The organism is Comamonas sp. Z1 (assembly GCF_008121555.1).
GTDB lineage: Bacteria > Pseudomonadota > Gammaproteobacteria > Burkholderiales > Burkholderiaceae_C > Comamonas > Comamonas thiooxydans.
Window position 1 is genome coordinate 55,284 of the sequence record NZ_VOQT01000001.1, and the last position, 22,357, is coordinate 77,640.

The 22,357-nt window shown below is 61.2% G+C and carries 18 protein-coding genes; 8 read left to right on the forward strand and 10 right to left on the reverse strand.

Annotation, left to right across the window (positions count from 1 at the left end; translation table 11 throughout):
- Positions 1-71: 71 nt before the first annotated feature.
- The 3 genes from FSY45_RS00280 to FSY45_RS00290 all read left to right on the forward strand — a co-directional run bounded on the left by FSY45_RS00280 (position 72) and on the right by FSY45_RS00290 (position 4,014).
- The gene (locus tag FSY45_RS00280; protein WP_004340866.1) at positions 72-1,010 is read left to right on the forward strand and encodes a LysR family transcriptional regulator; all 939 of its coding nucleotides are present in this window, start codon (positions 72-74) and stop codon (positions 1,008-1,010) included.
- Between the two features lie 80 nt (positions 1,011-1,090).
- On the forward strand, positions 1,091-2,158 hold the full coding sequence (locus FSY45_RS00285) for an AAA family ATPase (RefSeq protein ID WP_046462438.1): 1,068 nt from the start codon (positions 1,091-1,093) through the stop codon (positions 2,156-2,158).
- Entirely contained in the window at positions 2,158-4,014 is a 1,857-nt protein-coding gene (locus FSY45_RS00290) for a hypothetical protein (RefSeq protein WP_046462439.1), read from the forward strand. The genes FSY45_RS00285 and FSY45_RS00290 overlap by 1 nt, the downstream gene beginning before the upstream one ends.
- A gap of 9 nt (positions 4,015-4,023) precedes the next feature.
- On the opposite strand, the gene FSY45_RS00295 is transcribed toward FSY45_RS00290, so the two are convergent.
- Complete coding sequence (locus tag FSY45_RS00295; protein ID WP_046462440.1) at positions 4,024-4,425, reverse strand: hypothetical protein; 402 nt, start codon at positions 4,423-4,425, stop codon at positions 4,024-4,026.
- Positions 4,385-5,779, reverse strand: a complete 1,395-nt coding sequence (locus FSY45_RS00300; protein WP_046462441.1) for an MFS transporter — start codon at positions 5,777-5,779, stop codon at positions 4,385-4,387. Before FSY45_RS00300 ends, FSY45_RS00295 begins: the two co-directional genes overlap by 41 nt.
- 88 nt (positions 5,780-5,867) lie before the next feature.
- Between FSY45_RS00300 and FSY45_RS00305 the strand changes: the two genes are divergently transcribed.
- From FSY45_RS00305 to FSY45_RS00315, 3 genes are all read left to right on the forward strand, one after another.
- A complete protein-coding gene (locus FSY45_RS00305; protein WP_046462442.1) occupies positions 5,868-6,779 on the forward strand; it encodes a LysR family transcriptional regulator in 912 nt (303 codons plus the stop codon).
- 195 nt (positions 6,780-6,974) lie between these two features.
- A complete protein-coding gene (locus tag FSY45_RS00310) occupies positions 6,975-7,331 on the forward strand; it encodes a zinc ribbon domain-containing protein YjdM (RefSeq protein ID WP_046462443.1) in 357 nt (118 codons plus the stop codon).
- A 764-nt stretch (positions 7,332-8,095) separates the two neighbouring features.
- A complete protein-coding gene (locus tag FSY45_RS00315) occupies positions 8,096-9,466 on the forward strand; it encodes an MFS transporter (RefSeq protein ID WP_080944562.1) in 1,371 nt (456 codons plus the stop codon).
- A 132-nt stretch (positions 9,467-9,598) separates the two neighbouring features.
- Here FSY45_RS00315 and FSY45_RS00320 read toward each other — a convergent pair whose 3' ends face one another.
- The 8 genes from FSY45_RS00320 to aceE all read right to left on the reverse strand — a co-directional run bounded on the left by FSY45_RS00320 (position 9,599) and on the right by aceE (position 18,688).
- Entirely contained in the window at positions 9,599-10,075 is a 477-nt protein-coding gene (locus tag FSY45_RS00320; RefSeq protein ID WP_080944563.1) for a GFA family protein, read from the reverse strand.
- A gap of 124 nt (positions 10,076-10,199) precedes the next feature.
- On the reverse strand, positions 10,200-10,601 hold the full coding sequence (locus FSY45_RS28135; protein ID WP_223305762.1) for a HipA N-terminal domain-containing protein: 402 nt from the start codon (positions 10,599-10,601) through the stop codon (positions 10,200-10,202).
- Positions 10,591-10,956, reverse strand: coding sequence for a helix-turn-helix transcriptional regulator (locus FSY45_RS00330; protein WP_223305763.1), 366 nt, complete (start codon positions 10,954-10,956; stop codon positions 10,591-10,593). Before FSY45_RS00330 ends, FSY45_RS28135 begins: the two co-directional genes overlap by 11 nt.
- Positions 10,957-11,027: 71 nt before the next feature.
- The gene (locus FSY45_RS00335) at positions 11,028-11,180 is read right to left on the reverse strand and encodes a hypothetical protein (protein ID WP_046462444.1); all 153 of its coding nucleotides are present in this window, start codon (positions 11,178-11,180) and stop codon (positions 11,028-11,030) included.
- A 164-nt stretch (positions 11,181-11,344) separates the two neighbouring features.
- The gene (lpdA, locus tag FSY45_RS00340) at positions 11,345-13,171 is read right to left on the reverse strand and encodes a dihydrolipoyl dehydrogenase (RefSeq protein WP_148747884.1); all 1,827 of its coding nucleotides are present in this window, start codon (positions 13,169-13,171) and stop codon (positions 11,345-11,347) included.
- Between the two features lie 92 nt (positions 13,172-13,263).
- Positions 13,264-14,139, reverse strand: coding sequence for a hypothetical protein (locus FSY45_RS00345; RefSeq protein WP_046462446.1), 876 nt, complete (start codon positions 14,137-14,139; stop codon positions 13,264-13,266).
- Between the two features lie 115 nt (positions 14,140-14,254).
- A complete protein-coding gene (aceF, locus tag FSY45_RS00350) occupies positions 14,255-15,955 on the reverse strand; it encodes a dihydrolipoyllysine-residue acetyltransferase (RefSeq protein WP_046462447.1) in 1,701 nt (566 codons plus the stop codon).
- 18 nt (positions 15,956-15,973) lie between these two features.
- Entirely contained in the window at positions 15,974-18,688 is a 2,715-nt protein-coding gene (gene aceE, locus FSY45_RS00355) for a pyruvate dehydrogenase (acetyl-transferring), homodimeric type (RefSeq protein WP_004340841.1), read from the reverse strand.
- 310 nt (positions 18,689-18,998) lie between these two features.
- Here aceE and FSY45_RS00360 point away from each other — a divergent pair, with 310 nt between their 5' ends.
- Both FSY45_RS00360 and FSY45_RS00365 read left to right on the forward strand, forming a co-directional pair.
- Positions 18,999-21,566 (forward strand): PAS domain-containing sensor histidine kinase, encoded by a 2,568-nt coding sequence (locus tag FSY45_RS00360; protein ID WP_004340840.1) that lies wholly within the window; start codon positions 18,999-19,001, stop codon positions 21,564-21,566.
- Positions 21,563-22,222: a response regulator transcription factor gene (locus FSY45_RS00365; protein WP_046462448.1), complete on the forward strand. Its 660-nt coding sequence runs from the start codon at positions 21,563-21,565 to the stop codon at positions 22,220-22,222. The genes FSY45_RS00360 and FSY45_RS00365 overlap by 4 nt, the downstream gene beginning before the upstream one ends.
- Positions 22,223-22,357 lie beyond the last annotated feature (135 nt).

Here is a 22,357-nt window from a genome sequence, read left to right on the forward strand (position 1 = left end):
ATATAACAATGCATTTATTGCATACGCATTCTTTTTCTGTTCTAAAAAAGTGAACATACGTATGAATACAGATGCAATTTGGCGACGACAATCGCCGCATGCCCGCCTTTCAAGACTCCCGTGCCCGCTATCTGTTTGAAGCCGTCTACTGCGGCTCCGTTCGTGCCGCAGCCGAAAAACTTGGCATCGTGCCTTCGGCCGTCAGCCGCCAGATCAGCCTGCTCGAAGAGGAACTGGGCCTGACCCTGCTGGAGCGCCATCGCAGCGGCGTGGTGCCCACCGAGGCCGGCCAGTTGCTGCTGGACTATCACCGCGAACACACGGCCCACCGCCACGACATGCTGGCCAAGGTCGATGCGCTGCGTGGCCTGCACAGTGGCAGTGTCAGTGTGGTCAGTGGCGAGGGCTTTGCGCAGGAGCTGATCGACGGACCCATTCGCAATTTTCGCCAGCAATATCCGGGCGTCAGCATCTCGCTGGAAATCTACGGCACGACCGAGATCATGCGCCGCATTCGCGAGGATGCTGCCGAGATCGGCCTGGTCTACTACCCACCCGCCGACAGCCATATCACCGCGCGCGGTGCGGCACGCCAGCCCATGCATGCCATCGTGCATGCACAGCACCCGCTGGCCAGCGCTGAGCAAACCTCGCTGCAGGAGCTCAGCCAATGGCCTATTGCCATGCTTCAAGGTGTGTATGGCATTCGCCAGCTCGTGGAATATGCCGAACACAAGGACAAGATCCACCTCAGCCCCGCGCTGACCAGCAATCTCATCAGCGTGCTGCTGGCCTTTGTCACCAGCGGCCAGGGCGTGACCCTGCTGCCGCCCTGCTCCGTCACGGCCGAGCTGGCAAGCGGGCGCCTGCGCGCCATTCCCATTCACAACCCTGCATTTCAGGATGCGGAGATGCAGCTCATCACTCGCACCGGCCGCCATCTGTCCCCTGCTGCCAATCGCTTTCTGCTGTATTGCATGCAGGGCATGCAGGCGTTCCAGGAACCATGAGCGGCGACCCGCAAGACTCCAGGTCAGGCCGCCTGAGCATGCTGAGGACGCTGCTGCACTTGCCTTAGACTGCACGCAGCATGCAAACCAGTCTGGCTCTCACCCCCTCGCAACTGAGCGAATTCCTTCTCAACGTCGCCACCGTACGCCCCGTGTTCATCTGGGGGGCGCCAGGCATAGGCAAATCGGCACTGGTACAGAACTTTGCGCAAAGCGTGGGGATTGATTGCGTGTCCCTGCTGGGCAGCCAGCTCGCACCCGAGGACTTGCTGGGCGTGCCACAGATCATTGACGGCGTGACCCGCTTCTGCCCGCCCGCCATGATTGCGCGCGAGCAGCCTTATTGCCTGTTCCTGGACGAACTCAACGCCTGCAGCCAGGATGTGCAAAAAGCCTTCTACAGCCTGATTCTGGAGCGCCGCGTGGGCGAGTACCTGATGCCCGAGGGCTCCATCGTGATTGCGGCTGGCAACCGCGCCCAGGATTCCGCGATTGTGCGCACCATGTCCTCGGCGCTGATCAACCGCATGATTCACGTGCAGCTCAAGGTCAGCGCCAGCGAGTGGCTGCAATGGGCGCAGCAGGCCCAGTTGCATACCCTGGTGCTCGAATACCTGGCCCAGCGCCCCGATCACCTGTGGAGCCAGCCGCCCAAACATGAAGAGGCGTTTTCCACGCCGCGCTCCTGGCATATGCTCAGCGACGCCTTGCTCTCCTATGGCGATGCGCTGAACCTACAGACGCTGGAAGCCCTGAGCAGCGGCTGCCTCACGCCCCAGCATGCGGCGCAGTTCAAGGCCTTCTACAAGCTGGCCGACGACCGTCACCGTCTGGACGCCATCTTCAAGGGCGACGCCAACTGGCCCCATGCGCCGCAGGACAGGGATGTGCTGTATTTCCTGGCCCAGGCCTTCCGTGCGCGTCTGCTCAAGATCCTGCCCGCCGACAAGCAGCAAAGCGGCGGCGAGCTGCAGCAAACCGTGCACCGCTCCAAGGCCATGCTCAAGGAGCTGGCCCAGATCAGCCTGGAAATGGCCCAGATCGTCACCGCCGAAAGCGACGGCCAGACCCTGCCCGCCTGGTATATGGTGGAAATCGTGCGCGACCTGCCGCGCCTGGTGGAAGCGCGCGAAGCGGCCAGAGCCTGATGGCCAAAGCTCCAACGCGCGAAACGCCGGCCACCCTGGCCTATACGCAGGGCCTGGCCATGCTGCAGGCACACCCCATCTTTAGCGAACTCAGCCGCAGCCTGGGCTTTGTGCGCGGCGCCCAGTCAGGCTGTCCGATCCATGGCTGGGCGCAGGCCAGCCTCAACCACCAGCGCTTTACCGGCCAGATCGACATCCACCCCAAGCGCATGGCCAGTCCCGAGGAATGGGCGTATTGCCTGGGGCGGGCCACGCTCAGCTTCGCGCTGGAGCTGTTTCAGCGCGACCGCAGTCACTGGGCCCAATGGAGCGCGGCCTGCGATGTGGTCACGGCCCGCTTCATCCAGACCATCAAGCTCGGCCGTCCGCCCGAAGGCATGGAACTGCCCGACGGTCTGCCCCAACGCGACGAGGCTCAGTGGTACGTCCAGTTCTGCGAACAGGGCATACCCGCCTGGGCACAGTCGCTGAGCCTGGCCGGTCCCGGCCAGGGCGGCGCTCACCCCAGCCTGGCCCTGCCGGAGCAGTGGCCACAACCGGCCTCATCCACCAGCAAGCTACAACCGTATTGGCGCAGGTACGGCAACTGGCCCGAAATGTTTGCCGCCGGCCTGGCTCGCTCCGTCACCCAGTCCGTGGAAATGGCGGCAGGCGTGCGCCGCGAGTTTGGCCAGAGCCGTCCAGCCAGCAGCGCGCTGGACCGCGCGCGACACTGGTTCATGGACAGCTTTCCGCTGCTGGGCAGCATGGTCGCGGCGTTTGACATCATCGAGGACGCCAGCATCTGCGAGCGCGAAGACATTGCCGTCGCCGCGGTCGACGAAGTGCTGCGCACCATCTACATCAACCCCGGCCCGCGCCTGTCCGAGCTGGAACTGCGTTTCGTCATCGCCCACGAAGTGCTGCACGTCGCCCTGCGCCATCTGCCGCGCCGACGCGGGCGCGAGCCTTTTCTGTGGAACGTGGCCTGCGACTTTGTCATCAACGACTGGCTGATTCAGATGGATGTGGGTCAACCGCCGGGTATCGGTCTGCTCTACGACCCGGAGCTGCGCGGTCTCGGCGCCGAGGAGGTCTATGACCGCATCGCGAGCGATCTGCGCCGCATGCGCAAGCTGCGCACCCTGGCCGGTGGCCGGGGCGATATGCTGGAGCGCAATGTGGGCGACCAGCGCGGCGCGGGCGACTTTACCGATATCGACGAGTTCTGCCGCACCCAGCTAGGCAAAGGCCTGCTGCGCCACGAGCAAAGCGCACGCGGCCTGCTGCCCGCAGGACTAATCGAGGAAATCCGTGCTCTGCTGCAGCCGCCGATTGACTGGCAGGTCGATCTGGCGCGCTGGTTCGACCATCACTTTCCGCCCATAGAGACGCGGCGCAGCTATGCCCGCATCAGCCGCCGCCAGAGCGCCACGCCCGATATTCCCAGGCCACGCATTCAAGCCGACAGCCGCTGGCTGGAAGGCCGCACCTTTGGCGTGGTGCTGGACACCTCGGGCTCCATGGAGCGCCATGTGCTGGCCAAGGCACTGGGCGCCATCGCAAGCTACGCCGAGGCCAAGGACGTGCCCGCAGTGCGCCTGATCTGCTGCGACGCCGCAGCCTATGACCTGGGATATCTGCCGGCCGCCGACATTGCCCAGCGCATCGCCCTCAAGGGCCGGGGAGGCACCGTACTACAGCCGGGTGTGGATCTGCTGCTACAGACCGATGACTTTCCAAAGGATGGGCCCATCCTCATCATCACCGACGGCGAATGCGACCCGCTGCGCGTGCCGCACGAGCATGCCTATCTGCTGCCGCCAGGCCGCAGGCTGCCGTTTCGTACAACGGCCCCCATCTTTGTGATGGGCTGAGATTCAAGATCAAGCAATAGCTGTCTCGTGCAGCGCATGCCACAGCACGCCGCCAGCTGCGACTTCCAGAATCGCCATGGAATAGCGCGCATGGCTAACGCCGGCCAGCATATGTGTTTCGCGGTAGCGCAGCGCGATATGTGAGCCCGCCTGCCAGATGGTTGTCAGCTCATCCACCGCCATCTGCAAACCGGGCCTGCCGCCAGCAGCGCCCTCAAACATCTGCTGTACCTGGGCACGCGTCACGATCCGGCCGCCTGTGGTGACCATGCTGAAGCCTTCGGCAAACACCTGCATCAGCGCCTTGGTAGCGGCTTGGGCGGCATCGCCCTTTTGAGTAAAAACGGTCTGGATCAGCGCATGCACATCGTTAATGCTTTGTGCGGCGGCTTTGAGGTTCTGGTCGTTCATGCCTGGCTTTTTTCAAGGTGTGTAAACAGGTCAGCGGCAGCAGCCCAACCAGGGCGGCAACGGCAAAGCTTGCTTGATAGGCCGGCAGCGCACCGGTATGCGGCTGCAGCAGGTTGAAGATCATCAAAAACAGGGCCGCGCCCACGCTGAATGCCATCTGGCGGTTGATGTTCCAGACCACGCTGGCCTGGGGCAGTTCCGAGCCGTGAAAATCCATCAGCGCCGTGGTTTGCGCGGCATTGGCAGCCAGACCGCCGCCCAGGCCCATCAGGGCATAGGCCAGCACCAGGGCTAGCAGATCGCCTGCGCTGTTCACCGCCATCAGGCAGACAATACCCAGACTGTGCAGCAGCAGACTGACCACAAACAGCGGCCTCGCCCCCACGCGGTTGTAGATGCGGCCGCACATCAGCATGGCCAGCAGCGCGCCGCCGGCATAGACCAGCATGAACATGCCCGAGCGCTGGGCGCTCAGTGCCAGCAGGTCCTGCAGAAAAAATAGGCTCAGCAGATTGACGCCGGTAAACACGCCGGGCACGGCGTAGTACATGGCCATGGACACCCGCAGGCGTGGGCTGCGCAGCAGGCGCAGCTCGACCACTGGGTCTGCCGCTTTGCGCCAGTGGCGCAGATAGAGCGCGCTGGCTGCCAGACCCAGCGCAAGACACAGCAGCGCCCCAACCCGGCCACGGCCTGCACCGTACAGCGACATGCCCATGAGCACAGCAGTCAGTGCCGTGCCGATCAGCAGCAGTCCGGTCATATCCGGCTTGGCCGCAACCGACGGCTCGAATGACTCTGCCGAATCGCGCACCCAGCACCAGGCCAGCAGCGCGGCTGCCAGAGCCAACGGAATATTGGCAAAAAACACCCAGCGCCAGGAACTGCTGTCCACAATCAGCCCGCCCAGCCCCGGTGACAAAGCCGGTGCAATCAGGGCCACGGCCATGACCATGGTGGAGATGCGTGCACGCTCCGCCCCCTGAAACAAGGCAAAGGCCATGGCCTGCCCCACGGGAATCAACAGCCCACCGGCCATTCCCTGCACGAAGCGCCAAACCACCACGGCCGTAAAACTGCCCGCCATGCCGCAAGCAGCCACAGCCAGTGCGAACACCAGCATGGAAGCTGCCAGCAAACGCCGCGCGCCCCAGCGGCCGGCCAACCAGGTGCTGATGGGAATCACCAAGGTCAGGCCCAGGATGTAGGCATTGCCCACCCAGGCGGTGTCCAGGCTGGCTGTCTCGAACTCGGCAGCCAGGCGTGGCAAGGCGACTGCGGGCATGAAGATATTGATGCAGTCGATAAAAAACCCGGTCAAAAACACCAGGGCAATGCGGTAACGGTAGCTCATGTCTGTCCTTTGAGCTGCGCATAGTAGGCAGCTCAGTTGCCCGCGTCGATACCGCTATGCTTGATACTTTGTTTGACCAAACTGAACAATGGCCGCAACCACAAGCACTGCCATCCACACCCAGCTTCACCGCGTGCAGACTTTTCTGGCCGTGGTGGAACTGGGCAGCTACACCAAGGCCGCCGACTACCTGAACATCAGCAAAGCCATGACCAGCCTGCATGTAAAGGCGCTGGAAGAAGCCCTGTCCATTACCTTGCTGGTGCGCAGCACGCGGTCGGTGGCGTTGACGGAAAGCGGCCAGCAGTTCTATGACGAGTTCAAGCAGATCTTCGGCCATATCGAAGCTGCATTTGACAATGCCCAGCACGGCAGCCGCCGCCTGCGCGGGCAGTTACGCATCAGCACCACGGCCGAGTTTGGCGAGCGCTATGTGCTGCCGCTGATCCCGCAGTTTGTGCAGCGCTACCCAGGCATTGCCATCAGCCACGATGCCAATTCCTCGCTCAGTGATCTGGTAGCCGAAAAGCTCGACCTGGTTGTGCGCCTGGGCAGCCTGGCCGATTCCAGCCTCAAAAGCCGCAAGCTGGCAGATTATGAAATCTGGCTGGTCGCATCGCCCCGGTTGACTGGCCTGCAAGCCGTGCAGCAGCCACAAGACCTGGCCGATCTGCCCTGGATTGCCAACAGTAATCTGGACAGCCCCACGCACTGGGTGCTGGAAAGCGCCCAGGGCCTGCAGACCGAGGTGCAGGGCCGCACCGCCCACCAGTCCAATTCATCGAGCGCGATTCGTGCGCTGGCGCTGGCGGGCCTGGGTGTAGCCGTGCTGCCCGACTGGCTGGTGCAGGACGATGTGCGCAGCGGCCAGCTGCAGCGCGTGCTGCCCGAGTACACCCTGCCCAGCCAGCCGATTCATCTGGTCTTCCCCGGCAGCCGCCACCTGCCGCGCAAGACACGGGTGTTCATAGACTTTCTGGCCGAGCATCTGGTGCGTTGATTTCCCACAAAAACTCAAGACAAAACAACCTCTGACGCTTACCCAGAAAGCGCCAGCAGCTATCAAAAACATAAAATTCATACCATGCGGCTGCGCCCTAGCCTCAGGCATGGCCGTCTTGCAATCCGCACCAATCCGGGACACTACTGTTTAGCAGCTAGGCTTGGTGCTTACTCTTTGAACGGAAGCGAATCCTTGAGCACAGCCACCCTCCCCTCTTGCCCCCAATGCGGTCTGGACAACACCTATCCCGATGGCGATCTGCTGATCTGCCCCGATTGCGCCCATGAATGGTCGGCCCATGCAGAAACCATTGCCGATGAAGACAACGGCCCCCGCATCATCAAGGATGCCAACGGCACGCCACTGGCCGACGGCGACAGCGTTCTGCTGGTCAAGGACCTGAAGGTCAAAGGCTCCTCTACCGTCATCAAAAAAGGCACCAAGATCAAAGGCATTCGCCTGGTCTATGACAACGGCGACCATGACGTGGACTGCAAGACGGATCAGGGTCCATTCATTCTCAAATCCGAGTTTCTGAAAAAGGCCTGAGGCAACACTCCCCATCGCTGAACCCAGCGATCCACCCAACGCCCGGAGCCATGCCGGGCGTATCCGCTGGCACAATGTGGCGGCTCAAAAGCTCTGGCAACCCGCTTGTGCAAATAGAAGCCCAACTGGCTCCTTTCCGCGCTGGCCGTTATCAAAATACATACTCGGCCACATCAGCTATCCGCAGATGAAACGGCTGCCTGCCCCCCCGTGCTAGTGCGAGTTCAGGCGCAGCATGGCTCTCGATGGCGCACGCCATCGCCCCGCAAAACCGCAGCATCTCCCGCTGCCTTGCCGCAGCAAGGCCGACCCTAAGGCTTACCCTCGGATGTCATGATCTGGCAACTGAATTGCGGCATGCGTTAAGTCCATTCAGGGCACCAGACCTACATTGCCCCCTCGAACACCTTGATTTCTGCCCCCGCAGAGGTCAAGACAGGCTGATGCATACCTGTGCGCAGCCAGGTCCAGGCCATGAAGGGCAATAGCAGGAAATGAACCGGGAACTCGAAGGCAAGCAATCCAATCACTGGTCACAACCACAGTCTCCGCCGTGACCTCGTGAGGTCCTGGCAGCAAGACTTGGTAGCCTGTGCCCCACGGCTTGATGCTGTGGGCCTCTGCGCAGTTCCCCCTGTATTCAAGACAACAACAAAAGCCCGGCATAGCCCTAGCACAGCGGCTTGCAGCGTCTACATCGTGATGCAGCAAGACGTGCCGCGAGGAACCACCCAGCGCCCCATACCAACTTCCAAGAGACAAGCATGACCCCAAGCGCGACGACCATTTCGGGCGCAACGCCCAGGCAGGACACCAGCCACGACATCGATGCAGACAACGCGCTGTATGCCAAGGTCAGTTGGCGGCTGCTGCCCCTGCTGCTGATCTGCTACATGGTCGCCTACCTGGACCGCATCAACATCGGCTACGCCCAGATCCAGATGAAGCAGACGCTGGATTTCGGCGACGCCGCCTACGGCTTTGGCGCAGGCCTGTTCTTCATAGGCTACTTTTTGTTTGAAGTGCCCAGCAATCTGCTGCTGGAGAAGATTGGCACGCGCAAGACGCTGATGCGCATCATGCTGCTCTGGGGCGTCATCGCCACCGCCATGGCCTGGGTCTCCACTCCCATGCAGTTCTATGTGGCGCGCTTTCTGCTGGGCGCCTTCGAAGCCGGCTTCTTTCCCGGCGTCATTCTCTACTTCACCTACTGGTACCCCTCGGCACGCCGTGGCCGCGTGATCTCCATCTTTCTCTCAGCCGTCATGGCCATGGCGATTGCGGCCGGCCCCTTGTGCGGCGCCATTCTCAAATATATGGATGGCATCGACGGTCTGCATGGCTGGCAGTGGCTGTTTCTCATCCAGGGCCCTCCCGCCTGCATTCTGGGTCTGATCCTCTACTTCTATCTCCAGGACAAGCCGAGCGACGCCGGCTGGCTGACAGACGCCGAAAAAGCGCGCCTGCAACACAACATCGCCAACGACGGCGGCCAAGTTGCTCATCATGGCGGCCACGGGCACAAGGCGGCCCACAGCAGCGCCTCTCTGGGCCAGTTGCTGCGCGACCCCAAGGTCTATGCCCTGTCACTCGTGTATTTCATGATGCACGGTGCCACCTATCTGTTTGTCTTCTGGATGCCGACCGTGATTCAGGGCCTGGGGGTGCAGGACGTGCTGCATGTCGGCATCTACTCGGCCATTCCCTTTGTCGCAGGCTTCTTCGGCATGATTGCCTTCGGTGCCAGCTCCGACCGGTTCCGCGACCGCCGCTGGCATTTGTTCATCGCCACCGGTATGGCCATTGCCGGCCTGATCGTCACCCTGCAGATGCACGGCCATCTTGAGGGCTCGCTGATTGCCCTGGCCTTCACGCTGATCGGACTTGCGGCCCTGCCCCCGCTGTTCTTTGCCCTGGTCAGCGACTATCTGTCACCGGCCGTGGCCGCCGGCGGCATAGCGCTCATCAGCAGCCTGGGCAATCTGGGCTCGGCCGCCAGCCCCACGCTGGCCGGCCTGCTGACCCAGCACACAGGCAACCGGCACTACAGCATCTATCTTGTGCTGGTCATGCTGATCCTCTCGGCACTGGTGCTGATGGTGACAGTGCGCGACTCCAGGACCAGGCGCAGCTAAGCCATGCCCGGCGCGCTTGCCAGGCAGCGCCCGACCTGGATCTATCTGGCTGGCTGATTCGATGCCGAACGCAGAAAATTCATTAAAAATGACAGCTAACACTTACCTGTAAAGCGTTAGCAGCTATCAAAATCATTCCTCAAGCTGCGCTTCGGCCAAGGGATTCGCCTTGTAACTCAGCCAGCCTGCCGCCACAGACTTGCCCGCAGCAGCGCCTGCGCGGCGGTCGCTGGGGTGCGAGCGCCCCTCGCTCACCACCACTTCGGCAAAGTCAAACGGGCTCATGCCCGCTATGCAAGCCACATTCACACCATACTGATGCGGCGACGAGCGTCGCTGATGGAAGGTATAGATGCCGCAATGCTTGCAAAAGAAATGCTTGGCCTGCCCGGTGTTGAACTGGTAGAGCGTCAGCGCATCCTGTCCCTGCAGCACCTCGATTCCGCTCAAATCAGCCGACACCGCCACGGCCCCGCGCATGCGGCAAAACGAGCAATTGCAGCGCCGCGCGGTGTTCAGGCCATCGCTTAACAGAACGGTAAAGCGCACCGCGCCGCAGTGGCAGGCGGCTTGTAACGGTCGAGAAAAATCAAGGCTGGTGCAAGGCATGGCTGTCTCAATCAAGGGGCAGTTTTGTGGCGAGCGCTGGAATCAGCGCCATCCAATATCCATCAAATCAGGCTCAAGCGTTATGCAGCAAGCGCTAGCAGCTATAAAACTAAAAATATCCCGATCAGGAATTTTTTAACTCAAGGCAGCTGAGCTCAGCACATATTTCCCGTTCGGGAAATTTAATTAATATCGCCGCTTTACGTGTCAGGCGTGAAATCACGTGCACGCTCAGGCCATGCGCCGCAGCGTCAAGGCCCAGCGCTGCTCTATCAGTTGAACGATCTGTTCCACCACGGCATTGCCCGCAAAGCCATGCTGTGGCGCAGCCTGCAGCTTGCAGACCGGCGAAGAAAGGCCGACTCTGATGATCGTCAAACGGCTCAGCCTGCAGCGACTGCGATAAAGCAGTGGCCTGCGGCAGCGCCAACCAGTCGGTCGCATAGGCAAAGCTCAGCCGCCCATGCACCAGCGACAGACTGCCGACGCGCCCATCAAACAGCCAGACTTCGAGTTCATGCGCCATGGCGTGCGCCCTCTGCTACTCCCTCAGATGCTATATACGGCAAACCGCCCAACTGCAACTCTCCCCCCAGCGCATCGATCACCCGCAGCACATGCTCCAGCCGCACCGTGGGCTTGCCCGACTCAAGATCCACAATAAACCGCGTGCCCACGCCTGCGGCCAAGGCAAGCTGCGGCTGGGTCAGCCCCAGTTGTTTACGGGCGGTGCGCAAGGCCGCGCCCAGTTGCTCGGTTGTTTGGATGGTGGACATAAGATGATTAGCCTGGAAATTCCCGTTCGGGAAATTATGAAACAGAGCACGCAGAAAAGGAATCGATATTTCCTGATCGGGAAACTCATTGACAGACAAGCTCAAGCACCAACGCCAAAAATTCAAGATAAAACAGGCTCCAGCGCTTATGCATCATGCACTGGCAGCTATCAAAACTAGTCTTTAAGCTGTGCTTCGGCCTGCGCGTTGGCTTCATAAGACCCCCAACCCGCCGCCACGGGCTTGCCGGCAGCAGCACCCAGCTTATGGTTGCTGGGGTGCAAGCCCTCCTCGCTCACCGCGACCTCGGCAAAGTCAAATGGGCTCATGCCTTCAATGCAAACCACATTTACTCAAGCACTCAAAGCAGCACGATCACAGATAGAAAACTGAGAATCAGTCGGTCTCAAGCGCTTATGCAGCAAGCACAAGCAGCTATGAAATATAAAAAAGGCAGCCCGAAGGCTGCCTTTGTTTTAAGCAAGCGAAACACTCACTTACGTGTGGGTGGCACATCCGTGCAGGAACCGTGGGCCACTTCCGCCGCCATGCCGATGGACTCGCCAAGGGTTGGGTGGGGATGGATGGTCTTGCCGATGTCCACGGTGTCGGCGCCCATTTCGATGGCCAGGGCGATTTCACCGATCATGTCGCCGGCATGCGTGCCGACCATGCCGCCGCCCAGGATACGGCCGTGGCCGTGAGCTTCGGGGGAATCGTCAAACAGCAGCTTGGTGAAGCCTTCGTCGCGGCCGTTGGCGATGGCGCGGCCGGAGGCAGCCCAAGGGAACAGGCCCTTCTTGACCTTGATGCCTTGTGCCTTGGCCTGGTCTTCGGTCAGACCCACCCATGCCACTTCGGGGTCGGTGTAAGCCACCGAAGGAATCACGCGGGCGTTGAAGGCAGCAGAAGCCAGTTCCTTGTTGCCTTGCAGTTCACCGGCGATGACTTCGGCAGCCACATGCGCTTCGTGCACGGCCTTGTGCGCCAGCATGGGCTGACCCACGATGTCGCCAATCGCGAAGATGTTGGGCACGTTGGTGCGCATCTGGATGTCGACGTCGATAAAGCCGCGGTCGGTCACGGCCACGCCAGCCTTGTCGGCACTGATCTTCTTGCCGTTGGGCGTGCGGCCCACGGCTTGCAGAACCAGGTCGTAGGTCTGGGGTTCAGGCACGGTGACGCCGTCCTTGGCAGGAGCGAACGAGACCTTGATGCCTTCGGGCGTGGCTTCGGCACCCACGGTCTTGGTGTTGACCATGATGTTGTCGAAGCGTGGCGCGTTCATCTTTTGCCAGACCTTGACCAGGTCGCGGTCAGCGCCTTGCATCAGGCCGTCCATCATCTCCACCACGTCCAGGCGTGCGCCCAGTGTGGAGTAGACGGTGCCCATTTCCAGGCCGATGATGCCGCCGCCCAGAATCAGCATGCGCTTGGGCACTTCCTTCAGGTCCAGAGCGCCGGTGGAATCGACCACGCGGGGGTCCTTGGGCATGAAAGGCAGGTGCACGGCTTGCGAGCCTGCAGCGATGATGGCGTTCTTGAATTGAACGATCTTCTTGCTGCCGGTCTTTTCCTGGCCGGAACCGGTGGTTTCTTCGACTTCGATGTGGTTGGCAGACACGAAGTTGCCGTAGCCGCGCACGACGGTGACCTTGCGCATCTTGGCCATCTGGCCCAAGCCACCGGTCAGCTTGCCGATGACCTTTTCCTTGTGGCCGCGCAGCTGGTCGATGTTGACTTCGGGAGCCGCGAACTTCACGCCGGCCACTTCCAGGTGCTTGACTTCGTCCATCACGGCTGCCACGTGCAGCAGTGCCTTGGAGGGGATGCAACCCACGTTCAGGCAGACACCGCCCAGGGTGGCGTAGCGCTCGACCAGCACGACCTTCAGGCCCAGGTCGGCTGCGCGGAAGGCTGCGGAGTAACCGCCAGGGCCACCGCCCAGAACGACCACGTCGCAGTCCATGTCCACGGTGCCGGCAAAGTTGCTGGCCACGGGAGCGGGAGCGGCAGCCACGGGGGCGGGAGCGGCTGCGGCGGGCGCAGGCGCTGCGGCTTGTGCCGGTGCGGCAGCACCGGCTGCCACTTCCAGCGACAGCACGACGGAGCCTTCGGCAACCTTGTCACCGACCTTGACCTTGATTTCCTTCACAACGCCAGCGTGGCTGCTAGGAATTTCCATGGAGGCCTTGTCGCTCTCCACGGTGATGAGGGACTGGTCCACGGACACGGTGTCGCCGGCGTTGACCAGCAGTTCGATCACGCCCACTTCGGCGAAGTCGCCGATATTGGGTACCTTGATATCGATGAGGCTCATATGCGCTCCTATCTTGGTTTTTGTCTCTGCGCCGCCTGAAGGATCAGGCAGCAAAAACGATTTTTCTCGGTTTGAAGCCGGACGGTGACGCCTTAGCTCCAATCAAAGGTCTGCAGCACGGTACGGCTTTGGGGCTCGTAGAACAGCAGGATTTCGCAGTCATGCCCCGTGAACTCGTTGGCATAGGTGCTGGTGATGAACTCGAACGCAGCGCCCGTTTCCGGGTGAATGGGGTGAATACCGTCATCCGTACCAATGCCGCTGAGCAGCGGGTTGGTCAGATTGCTCCAGTTACCACCCCACGCAGGCCCGCCCAGCACGCCGAGCAGATAGCGCCCTGAAGTGGAGTCATAACAGTCCGTACCTGGCTCATACAAAGGCAGCTTGGCAACTTCAGCAGCGTCATTCCAGGGCTTGGCGGCATTCCAGCCATGGGCCAGAAAGTCCCGCCTGGCCTGCTCATAGGCCGCGTGCTGGGTTGCGTAATGCAGCTCCATCACATCGCGCCATGAGTACTTGGCCTCATGGTGCAGTTCAAACGGCGGTACAACCCCAAGTTTGACTAGTTCACGATGCTGGCTGCGCACCTCGCGCCAGTCGAGCGATTTTTCCGCCCAGTCGGCCCGATCCTGCTCCAGCATGAAGTAGCGCCAGTCGCCCAGCAGCTCGTACTTGCCTTGTTCGTCGAGTTTGAAAGCCAGCCAGTCAGGCTTGAGCAGCGCGTTGCCAAACTCCTCGCCCCCCCACTCCCCGACTTGCCCTTCGTAGGGCTCGCAAGGGGCGACGAGATGAATCGGCCCGCTCCAGGCATCGTCGAGCAAGGCCAGATCGATGGTGACCAGCGGCAGAAAATGCCGCGCGTACTTCTCGACCGGCTCGGCGAAGACGTCAGCCGCATCCGGAAAAGGCCGGATACCGGGAATGACGCCACGCAGATGCTCGATGGGATGCTGTCTCAGGTTCTTCATCTCACTCATGGGCTGGCAAGGTGAAGCGCAAGGCATCTAAAAAGATAGCTACTTGCGCAGTTCAGATAAGCGCTACAGGCCGATTTCGCTAAAAATCGGCCTGCCCGTCAGCTGCTTAGAGCAGGATGCGGCGGTAGTCGGCCAGCACAGCGCCCAGGTAGGCGTTGAAGCGTGCAGCGGCTGCACCGTCGATGACGCGGTGGTCGTACGACAGCGACAGAGGCAGCATCAGACGAGGCACGAACTGCTTGCCGTCCCACACGGGCTTCATGGCGCCCTTGGACAGACCCAGGATGGCGACTTCAGGCGCATTGATGATGGGCGTGAAGTTGGTGCCGCCGATGCCGCCCAGAGACGAGATCGAGAAGCAGCCGCCTTGCATGTCCGCAGCGCCCAGCTTGCCGTCGCGGGCCTTCTTGGCCAACTCGCCCATTTCCTGGCTGATCTGCAGGATGCCCTTCTTGTCGGCATCCTTGAGCACGGGAACGACCAGGCCGTTCGGCGTGTCAGCGGCAAAACCGATGTTGAAGTACTGCTTGTAGACCAGAGTGTCGCCGTCCAGAGAGGCGTTGAACTCGGGGAACTTCTTGAGCGCAGCCACCACGGCCTTGATCACGAAAGCCAGCATCGTCACCTTGACGTCGCTCTTGGCCTTGGCGCTTTCGGCATTGGTCTGTACGCGGAAGGCTTCCAGCTCGGTGATGTCAGCCTCGTCATTGTTGGTGACGTGGGGGATGACCACCCAGTTGCGGTGCAGGTTGGCACCCGAGATCTTCTTGATGCGCGACAGCTCCTTGCGCTCGACAGCGCCGAACTTGGCGAAGTCGACCTTGGGCCAGGCCAGCACTTCCAGACCGCCGACGTTGCCGCCGGAAGACTTGGGAGCCACGGCCTGCTGAGCCAGGGTCTGCACGGCGCCGGCCATCACCGACTTGGTGAAGGACTGGATGTCTTCCGCCGTGATGCGGCCCTTGTTGCCCGAGCCCTTGACTTCTGCCAGAGGCACGCCCAGTTCGCGAGCGAACTTGCGCACCGAAGGCGAGGCATGGGGCAGCTGACCCGAAGGCGCCACGGTGGGGTTGTGGGCTGCAGGTGCGGCAGCAGGAGTGGCGGCCACAGGGGCTGCAACCACGGTTGCAGGTGCTGCAGCCACAGGAGCGGCAACCGGTGCCGCCACGGGAGCGGCGGCCTGCACGGGGGCAGCAACTGCGCCCTGCACTGTCATCTGGCCGACGACGTCGCCCACGTTGACGGTGTCACCCAGCTTGATGGTCAGCGCCGTGATGGTGCCGGCCGAGGGCGAAGGGATTTCCATCGAGGCCTTGTCGGACTCCACGGTAAACAGCGATTGCTCGGCGGTCACGGTGTCACCCACCTTGACCAGCATCTCGATCACGGCCACGTCCTTGAAGTCGCCGATATCGGGGATCTTCAGGTCCACGGTGGAGGATGCTGCAGGAGCGGCGGCCACAGGGGCTGCAGCCACGGGGGCAGGGGCTGCAGCCACGGGGGCAGGAGCTGCGGCCACGGGTGCTGCAACAGGGACAGGCGCCGCGGCGGCAGGTGCGGGAGCTGCATCGGCAGTCTCCAGCATCACGACCACGGAGCCTTCCTTGACCTTGTCGCCCAGGGCAACCTTGATTTCCTTGACCACGCCAGCCTGGCTGGAGGGGATTTCCATGGAAGCCTTGTCGGACTCCACGGTAATCAGGGATTGCTCGACCTTGATGGTGTCACCCACCTTGACCAGCACTTCGATCACGCCGACTTCGGAGAAGTCGCCAATATCGGGGACCTTGATTTCTGTCAATGCCATGTTATCTGTCTCCCCTTCTTAGGCGTGCAGCGGGTTGATCTTGTCGACGTTGATGCCGTACTTCTTGATCGCTTCGGCCACGGTCGTGGCGTTGATCTTGCCTTCATCGGCCAGACCGCGCAGTGCAGCCACCACGATGTAATGACGGTTGACTTCGAAGTGTTCACGCAGCTTGGCGCGGAAGTCCGAACGGCCGAAACCGTCGGTACCCAGCACCTTGTAGGTACGGCCCTTGGGCATGTAGGGACGGATCTGCTCGGCGTAGGCCTTCATGTAATCGGTCGAAGCGATCACGGGGCCGGGGTGGGCAGCCAGCTGCTGCGACACGAACGGAACCTTGGCGGCTTCCATGGGGTGCAGCATGTTGAAGCGGTCCACTTCCTGACCTTCGCGGGTCAGTTCATTGAACGACGGGCAGCTCCAGACATCGGCGGCAATGCCCCAGTCCTTTTCCAGCAGTTCCTGGGCGAAGAAGGACTCGCGCAGGATGGTGCCGGAGCCCAGCAGTTGAACGCGCAGGCCGCTCTCTGGCACCTTCTGGCCAGGCTTGACCATGTACATGCCCTTGAGGATCTGCTCTTCCGTGCCGGCTTCCAGGCCAGGCATGGGGTAGTTTTCGTTCAGCAGCGTGATGTAGTAGAAGATGTTTTCCTGGTTCTGCACCATGCGACGCAGACCATCTTGCATGATCACGGCCACTTCGTGAGCGAAGGTGGGGTCGTAAGTCACGCAGTTGGGGATGGTGTTGGCCAGGATGTGGCTATGACCGTCTTCGTGCTGCAGGCCTTCGCCGTTCAGCGTGGTACGGCCCGAGGTGCCGCCCAGCAGGAAGCCACGCGCTTGCAGGTCGCCAGCCGCCCAGGCCAGGTCGCCGATGCGCTGGAAGCCGAACATCGAGTAGTACACATAGAACGGGATCATGACCCGGTTGCTATGGCTGTAGCTGGTGGCTGCAGCAATCCAGCTGGACATGCCGCCGGCTTCGTTGATGCCTTCCTGCAGGATCTGGCCGGCCTTGTCCTCGCGGTAGTACATCACCTGGTCCTTGTCGACCGGGGTGTATTGCTGACCGTGGGGGTTGTAGATGCCGACCTGACGGAACAGGCCTTCCATACCGAAGGTACGGGCTTCGTCCACCAGGATGGGCACCACGCGGGGGCCGATGTTCTTGTCGCGCAGCAGCTGCGTCAGGAAACGCACATAAGCCTGGGTCGTGGAGATTTCACGGCCTTCGGGTGTGGGCTCCAGGATGGCCTTGAAGGTGTCCAGCGCAGGAGCGGTGAACTGCTCGTCAGCTTGCTGGCGACGGTGTGGCAGGTAGCCGCCCAGGGCCTTGCGGCGCTCGTGCAGATACTTCATTTCCGGCGTATCGTCGGCCGGCTTGTAGAAGGGAATGTCCGCGATCTGGCTGTCGGGGATCGGAATGTTGAAGCGGTCGCGGAAGGCCTTGATGTCCTCGTCGCTCAGCTTCTTGGTCTGGTGAACGTTGTTCTTGCCTTCACCGACCTTGCCCATGCCGAAGCCCTTGACGGTCTTGACCAGCAGCACCGTGGGCTGACCCTTGTGGCCGTTGGCAGCGGCAAACGCTGCGTAGACCTTCTGCGAATCGTGGCCGCCGCGGCGCAGGTTCCAGATCTCGTCGTCGGACATGTGCTCGACCATCTTCAGGGCGCGAGGATCGCGGCCGAAGAAATGCTGGCGAACGTAGGCACCGTCGTTGGCCTTGAAAGCCTGATAGTCGCCGTCGTTGCACTCCATCATGATCTTCTTGAGCACGCCGTCCTTGTCCTTGGCCAGCAGCTCGTCCCAGCCCTTGCCCCAAAGCAGCTTGATCACGTTCCAGCCGGCACCGCGGAATTCGCCTTCCAGCTCCTGGATGATCTTGCCGTTGCCGCGCACGGGACCGTCCAGGCGCTGCAGATTGCAGTTGATCACGAAAACCAGGTTATCCAGGTTCTCGCGCGATGCCAGACCGATGGCGCCCAGGGATTCCACCTCGTCCATTTCACCGTCGCCGCAGAACACCCAGACCTTGCGGTTTTCGGTGTTGGCAATGCCGCGTGCGTGCAGATACTTCAGGAAACGCGCCTGGTAGATGGCCATCAGCGGGCCCAGGCCCATGGACACCGTGGGGAACTGCCAGAAGTCGGGCATCAGCTTGGGGTGGGGGTAGCTCGACAGACCCTTGCCGTCCACTTCCTGGCGGAAGTTCAGCAGTTGCTCTTCGGAGATACGGCCTTCCAGGTAGGCGCGGGCATAGATGCCGGGCGAAACGTGACCCTGGATGTACAGGCAGTCGCCGCCGTGGTTTTCGTTCTCGGCGTGCCAGAAATGGTTGAAGCCGGCCGCAAACATATTGGCCAGCGAAGCGAAGGAGCCGATGTGGCCGCCCAGATCACCGCCTTCAGGGGGGTGAATGCGGTTGGCCTTGACCACCATGGCCATGGCGTTCCAGCGCATGTAGGCACGCAGACGACCTTCGATCTCGAGGTTGCCGGGGCACTTTTCTTCCTGGTCGACTTCGATGGTGTTCACGTAGCCGGTATTGGCCGAGAAAGGCATGTCCACGCTGTTCTGGCGAGCGTGTTCAAGCAGATCCTCGATCAGCTTGTGAGCATAGTCCGCACCTTCGCGGTCGATCACCGCAGAGAGGGCATCCATCCACTCGCGCGATTCTTGTTGGTCCAGGCCGGCAGGAAAGCCAGCGCCTTTGGGATCAGTCTGAGCTGTCATTGTGAGTGTCTCCTTCGAGAGGGGGGTAGCTTTATCACGAAGCAGTGAGTGCGGCATCACACGGGTGCGGCAAGCGCCACACCGCATAACGCGTGGCACAGCACCTTCGGGTGCTCCCCGGATTAAACCGATTCACTGTGTCGATCGCTGGCGAGTTTCGCACATTTTTTTTAAATTTCAAATTGTGCTTTGTGATTTCACTATATAAAAAAATGCTGCAAATGCACATACAGTGAAGCCTCCATAGATTGTCTTTTACGCGACAGAAATAGTCGCAGATTCCACTAGGTCTCTCCCCTACACTGGAGGCATGCAAACAAGCAATCACGAACGAGAAAAAGAGGACGCAAAAAGCGCGCAATCCGTTGCATCCCCTGTGCGCTGGTGGCGTAGCTGGTGGCGCAGCCTGTCGCCGACCCGGCAGGATCGCTATGCCGCGCTCGCGCCGCTGGCGTCGGTGCTGATGTTCATGGCTGCAATCATTGCGTCGTTCTGGTATTTGCGCACGGAAGAAGTGGATCGCGAGCAGGAGGCACTGCGCCGCGACGTGGAATACGCCCAACAACGCGTGCGCCTGCGTCTGCTGGAGCGCCAGGAGCAACTGATGCGCATGGCTCGTGACATCGGCAACCGCGAGATGCGCAAAGCCGACTTCGACGGCCGCACCGAAGCGTTGATCAGCCAATACCCCGAGCTGCAATCGATTACCTGGATCAATGACAAGCGTCAGGTTGTGTACAGCCAGTCAGCTCCGACTGTGGCCACGGATCAGCTGCGCGCCGTGGGAGAAAGCCTGCATCAGGGCGAGACCCTGCAAGCCTATGAGCAGGCCCGCGAGATGCTGCAGCCCATCTATGTGCAGGAAACAGCCCAGCCCAATGAGTTGCCGCCACTGCTGCAACTGCATGTGCCAATCAGCGCCAACAGCCGCTACCAGGGCGAGCTGCTGGCCGAGTTTTCGGTGGACAGTCTTCTGCGCTATGGCACGCCCACGGAAGTGATGGCCCGTTACGCCATCACCATGCGCGATGCCGACAACCATGTGCTGGCCGGCACTCCTCTGGCACCGCGCAAGACGCCTACCGAGCTGCTGCACTGGCGTGCCATTGCGAATGAATACGAAGTGCCCGTCTCCCCGGTGGGCACGGCGCTGATGATGCGCGCCCAGGCCTACCAGACTTCGCTGGGCGTAGTCGGTAGCGGCCTGTTCTGGCTGGTGGGCACCTTGTCGGCCATGACGGCCTGGCTGCTGCTGGCCACCTGGCGCCACACACGCCGCCGTCAGCGTGCCCAGGAGGCCCTGGTGGCCGAGACCAACTTCCGCCGTGCCATGGAAAATTCCGTGCTGACGGGCATGCGAGCACTGGATCTGCACGGCCGCATCACCTATGTGAACGCAGCCTTCTGCCAGATGACAGGCTGGAGCGAGAAGGATCTGGTCGGCCAGGTTCCACCTTATTCCTACTGGCCCGATAACGACTACGACAATCTGCATTCACAGCTGCGCGAAGAGCTGTCGGGCAAGACCATCGTTGGCGGCTTTCAGGTACGTGTGAAGCGCAAGAACGGCAGCCTGTTCGACGCGCGCCTGTATGTATCGCCGCTGATTGATGCCCACGGCCAGCATACGGGGTGGATGTCGTCCATGACGGACATTACCGAGCCCAACCGGATTCGCGAACAGCTGTCTGCCTCATACGAGCGCTTCACCATTGTGCTGGAGGCGCTGGATGCCTCTGTTTCCGTGGCCCCTCTTGGAAGTGCCGAACTGCTGTTTGCCAACAAGCTGTACCGCCAGTGGTTTGGCTCGCACACCGAAGGACATCTGCAACTGGTCGCCCAGGCTGGCAAGCTGCCGGTTCGCCACCAGCCCGAAGCCGAGAACGAAGACGGCCTCATGGGCTTGCCCACGGACACGCTGACTGCCGCACGCAGCGAGAACGCCGAGATCTTCGTGCCCAGCCTGGGCAAATGGCTGGAAGTCCGCTCGCGCTATCTAAGTTGGGTGGACGGCCGCCTGGCCCAGATGGTGATTGCCACCGACATCACCCAGCGCCGCCTGGCCGAGGAACAGGCTGCGGCCCAGGCTGAAAAGGCCCAGACCGCCAGCCGCCTCATCACCATGGGAGAGATGGCATCCAGCGTGGCGCACGAGCTCAACCAGCCCCTGACCGCCATCAGCAATTACAGCTCCGGCATGCTGACGCGCCTGGAAAACGGCACGCTTACACCCGAACAGATGAAGTTCGCACTGGAAAAGACGGCACATCAGGCACAGCGTGCCGGGCAGATCATTCAGCGCATCCGCTCCTTCGTGAAAAAGAGCGAGCCCAATCGCATGCTGGCCCAGGTAGGCGAGATGGTGAACGAGGCGCTGGAGCTGGCCGGTATCGAGTTGCGCCGCCGCAATGTGCAGCTGACCTCGCATATTGCCGAACGCATGCCGCCAGTAATGGCCGATGCCATCCTCATCGAGCAGGTTCTCATCAATTTGATGAAAAACAGTGCTGAGTCCATTGATATGTCCGACCGCCCGCTGGGCCAACGCAATGTTGAACTGCGCGTGCGCCCTCAGGTCTTTGAAAGCCTGCCTGGTGTGGAGTTCACCGTGGAAGACACGGGCAAGGGCCTGCCGCCGGAAGTGTTGGAACACTTGTTCGAAGCCTTCTTCTCCACCAAGAGCGAAGGCATGGGCATAGGCCTGAACCTTTGCCGCTCGATTGTCGAATCACATCAGGGTCGAATGCATGCCGAGAACCTCTACAATGGAAGCGAAGTCACTGGTTGCCGGTTCTCATTCTGGCTACCGTTGGCAACGGGTGTGGAGACGACAACACTCACCACGACAAGCGAACCCATAAAGAGGACGATTGCATGAGTTTGATTCCCAAAAAAGGCACTGTTTACGTAGTTGACGACGACGAAGCAGTCCGTGATTCGCTGCAATGGCTGCTGGAAGGCAAGGACTACCGCGTGCGTTGCTTTGACTCCGCCGAGACCTTTTTGTCGCGCTACGACCCACGCGAAGTGGCCTGCCTGATCGTCGACATCCGCATGGGCGGCATGACCGGCCTGGAACTGCAGGACCGACTGATCGAGCGCAAGTCTCCTCTGCCCATCGTCTTCATCACCGGCCACGGCGATGTGCCCATGGCCGTGAACACCATGAAGAAAGGCGCGCTGGACTTCATCCAGAAGCCTTTCAACGAAGAAGAACTGCTGGGTCTGGTCGAGCGCATGCTGGATCACGCCCGCGAAGCCTTTACCGGCCACCAGCAGGCCGCCAGCCGCGATGCGCTGCTGGCCAAGCTCACGGGCCGCGAAGCCCAGGTGCTCGAGCGCATCGTCGCCGGCCGCCTGAACAAGCAGATCGCCGACGATCTGGGCATCTCCATCAAGACCGTGGAAGCCCACCGCGCCAACATCATGGAAAAGCTCAACGCCAACACTGTGGCCGATCTGCTCAAGATCGCACTGGGCCAGGGCCAGGGCCAGACCAGCGCTGCGGCCAAAGCGGCGGCTGCCGTCAATTAAGTGCTCCCCGCGAAATCGGAAGCCACTCCAATCGCGAGATAATCCAAGGAGCACTGGCCAGGCCTCGCGCTTTAGCCAACTCCTATTCTGATAGCTGCTAGTGCTTGTTCATCAAGGGCTAGCAGCATTTTTTAT

Coding starts and splice junctions, on each gene's coding strand:
- FSY45_RS00295 (WP_046462440.1), bottom strand. CDS start 4,425: ATGAACGACCAGAACCTCAAAGCCGCCGCACAAAGCATTAACGATGTG.
- FSY45_RS28135 (WP_223305762.1), bottom strand. CDS start 10,601: ATGGCGCATGAACTCGAAGTCTGGCTGTTTGATGGGCGCGTCGGCAGT.
- FSY45_RS00315 (WP_080944562.1), top strand. CDS start 8,096: ATGACCCCAAGCGCGACGACCATTTCGGGCGCAACGCCCAGGCAGGAC.
- FSY45_RS00305 (WP_046462442.1), top strand. CDS start 5,868: ATGGCCGCAACCACAAGCACTGCCATCCACACCCAGCTTCACCGCGTG.
- FSY45_RS00345 (WP_046462446.1), bottom strand. CDS start 14,139: ATGAAGAACCTGAGACAGCATCCCATCGAGCATCTGCGTGGCGTCATT.
- FSY45_RS00290 (WP_046462439.1), top strand. CDS start 2,158: ATGGCCAAAGCTCCAACGCGCGAAACGCCGGCCACCCTGGCCTATACG.
- aceE (WP_004340841.1), bottom strand. CDS start 18,688: ATGACAGCTCAGACTGATCCCAAAGGCGCTGGCTTTCCTGCCGGCCTG.
- FSY45_RS00335 (WP_046462444.1), bottom strand. CDS start 11,180: ATGAGCCCATTTGACTTTGCCGAGGTCGCGGTGAGCGAGGAGGGCTTG.
- FSY45_RS00365 (WP_046462448.1), top strand. CDS start 21,563: ATGAGTTTGATTCCCAAAAAAGGCACTGTTTACGTAGTTGACGACGAC.
- aceF (WP_046462447.1), bottom strand. CDS start 15,955: ATGGCATTGACAGAAATCAAGGTCCCCGATATTGGCGACTTCTCCGAA.
- FSY45_RS00285 (WP_046462438.1), top strand. CDS start 1,091: ATGCAAACCAGTCTGGCTCTCACCCCCTCGCAACTGAGCGAATTCCTT.
- FSY45_RS00360 (WP_004340840.1), top strand. CDS start 18,999: ATGCAAACAAGCAATCACGAACGAGAAAAAGAGGACGCAAAAAGCGCG.
- FSY45_RS00280 (WP_004340866.1), top strand. CDS start 72: ATGCAATTTGGCGACGACAATCGCCGCATGCCCGCCTTTCAAGACTCC.
- FSY45_RS00300 (WP_046462441.1), bottom strand. CDS start 5,779: ATGAGCTACCGTTACCGCATTGCCCTGGTGTTTTTGACCGGGTTTTTT.
- FSY45_RS00320 (WP_080944563.1), bottom strand. CDS start 10,075: ATGCCTTGCACCAGCCTTGATTTTTCTCGACCGTTACAAGCCGCCTGC.
- lpdA (WP_148747884.1), bottom strand. CDS start 13,171: ATGAGCCTCATCGATATCAAGGTACCCAATATCGGCGACTTCGCCGAA.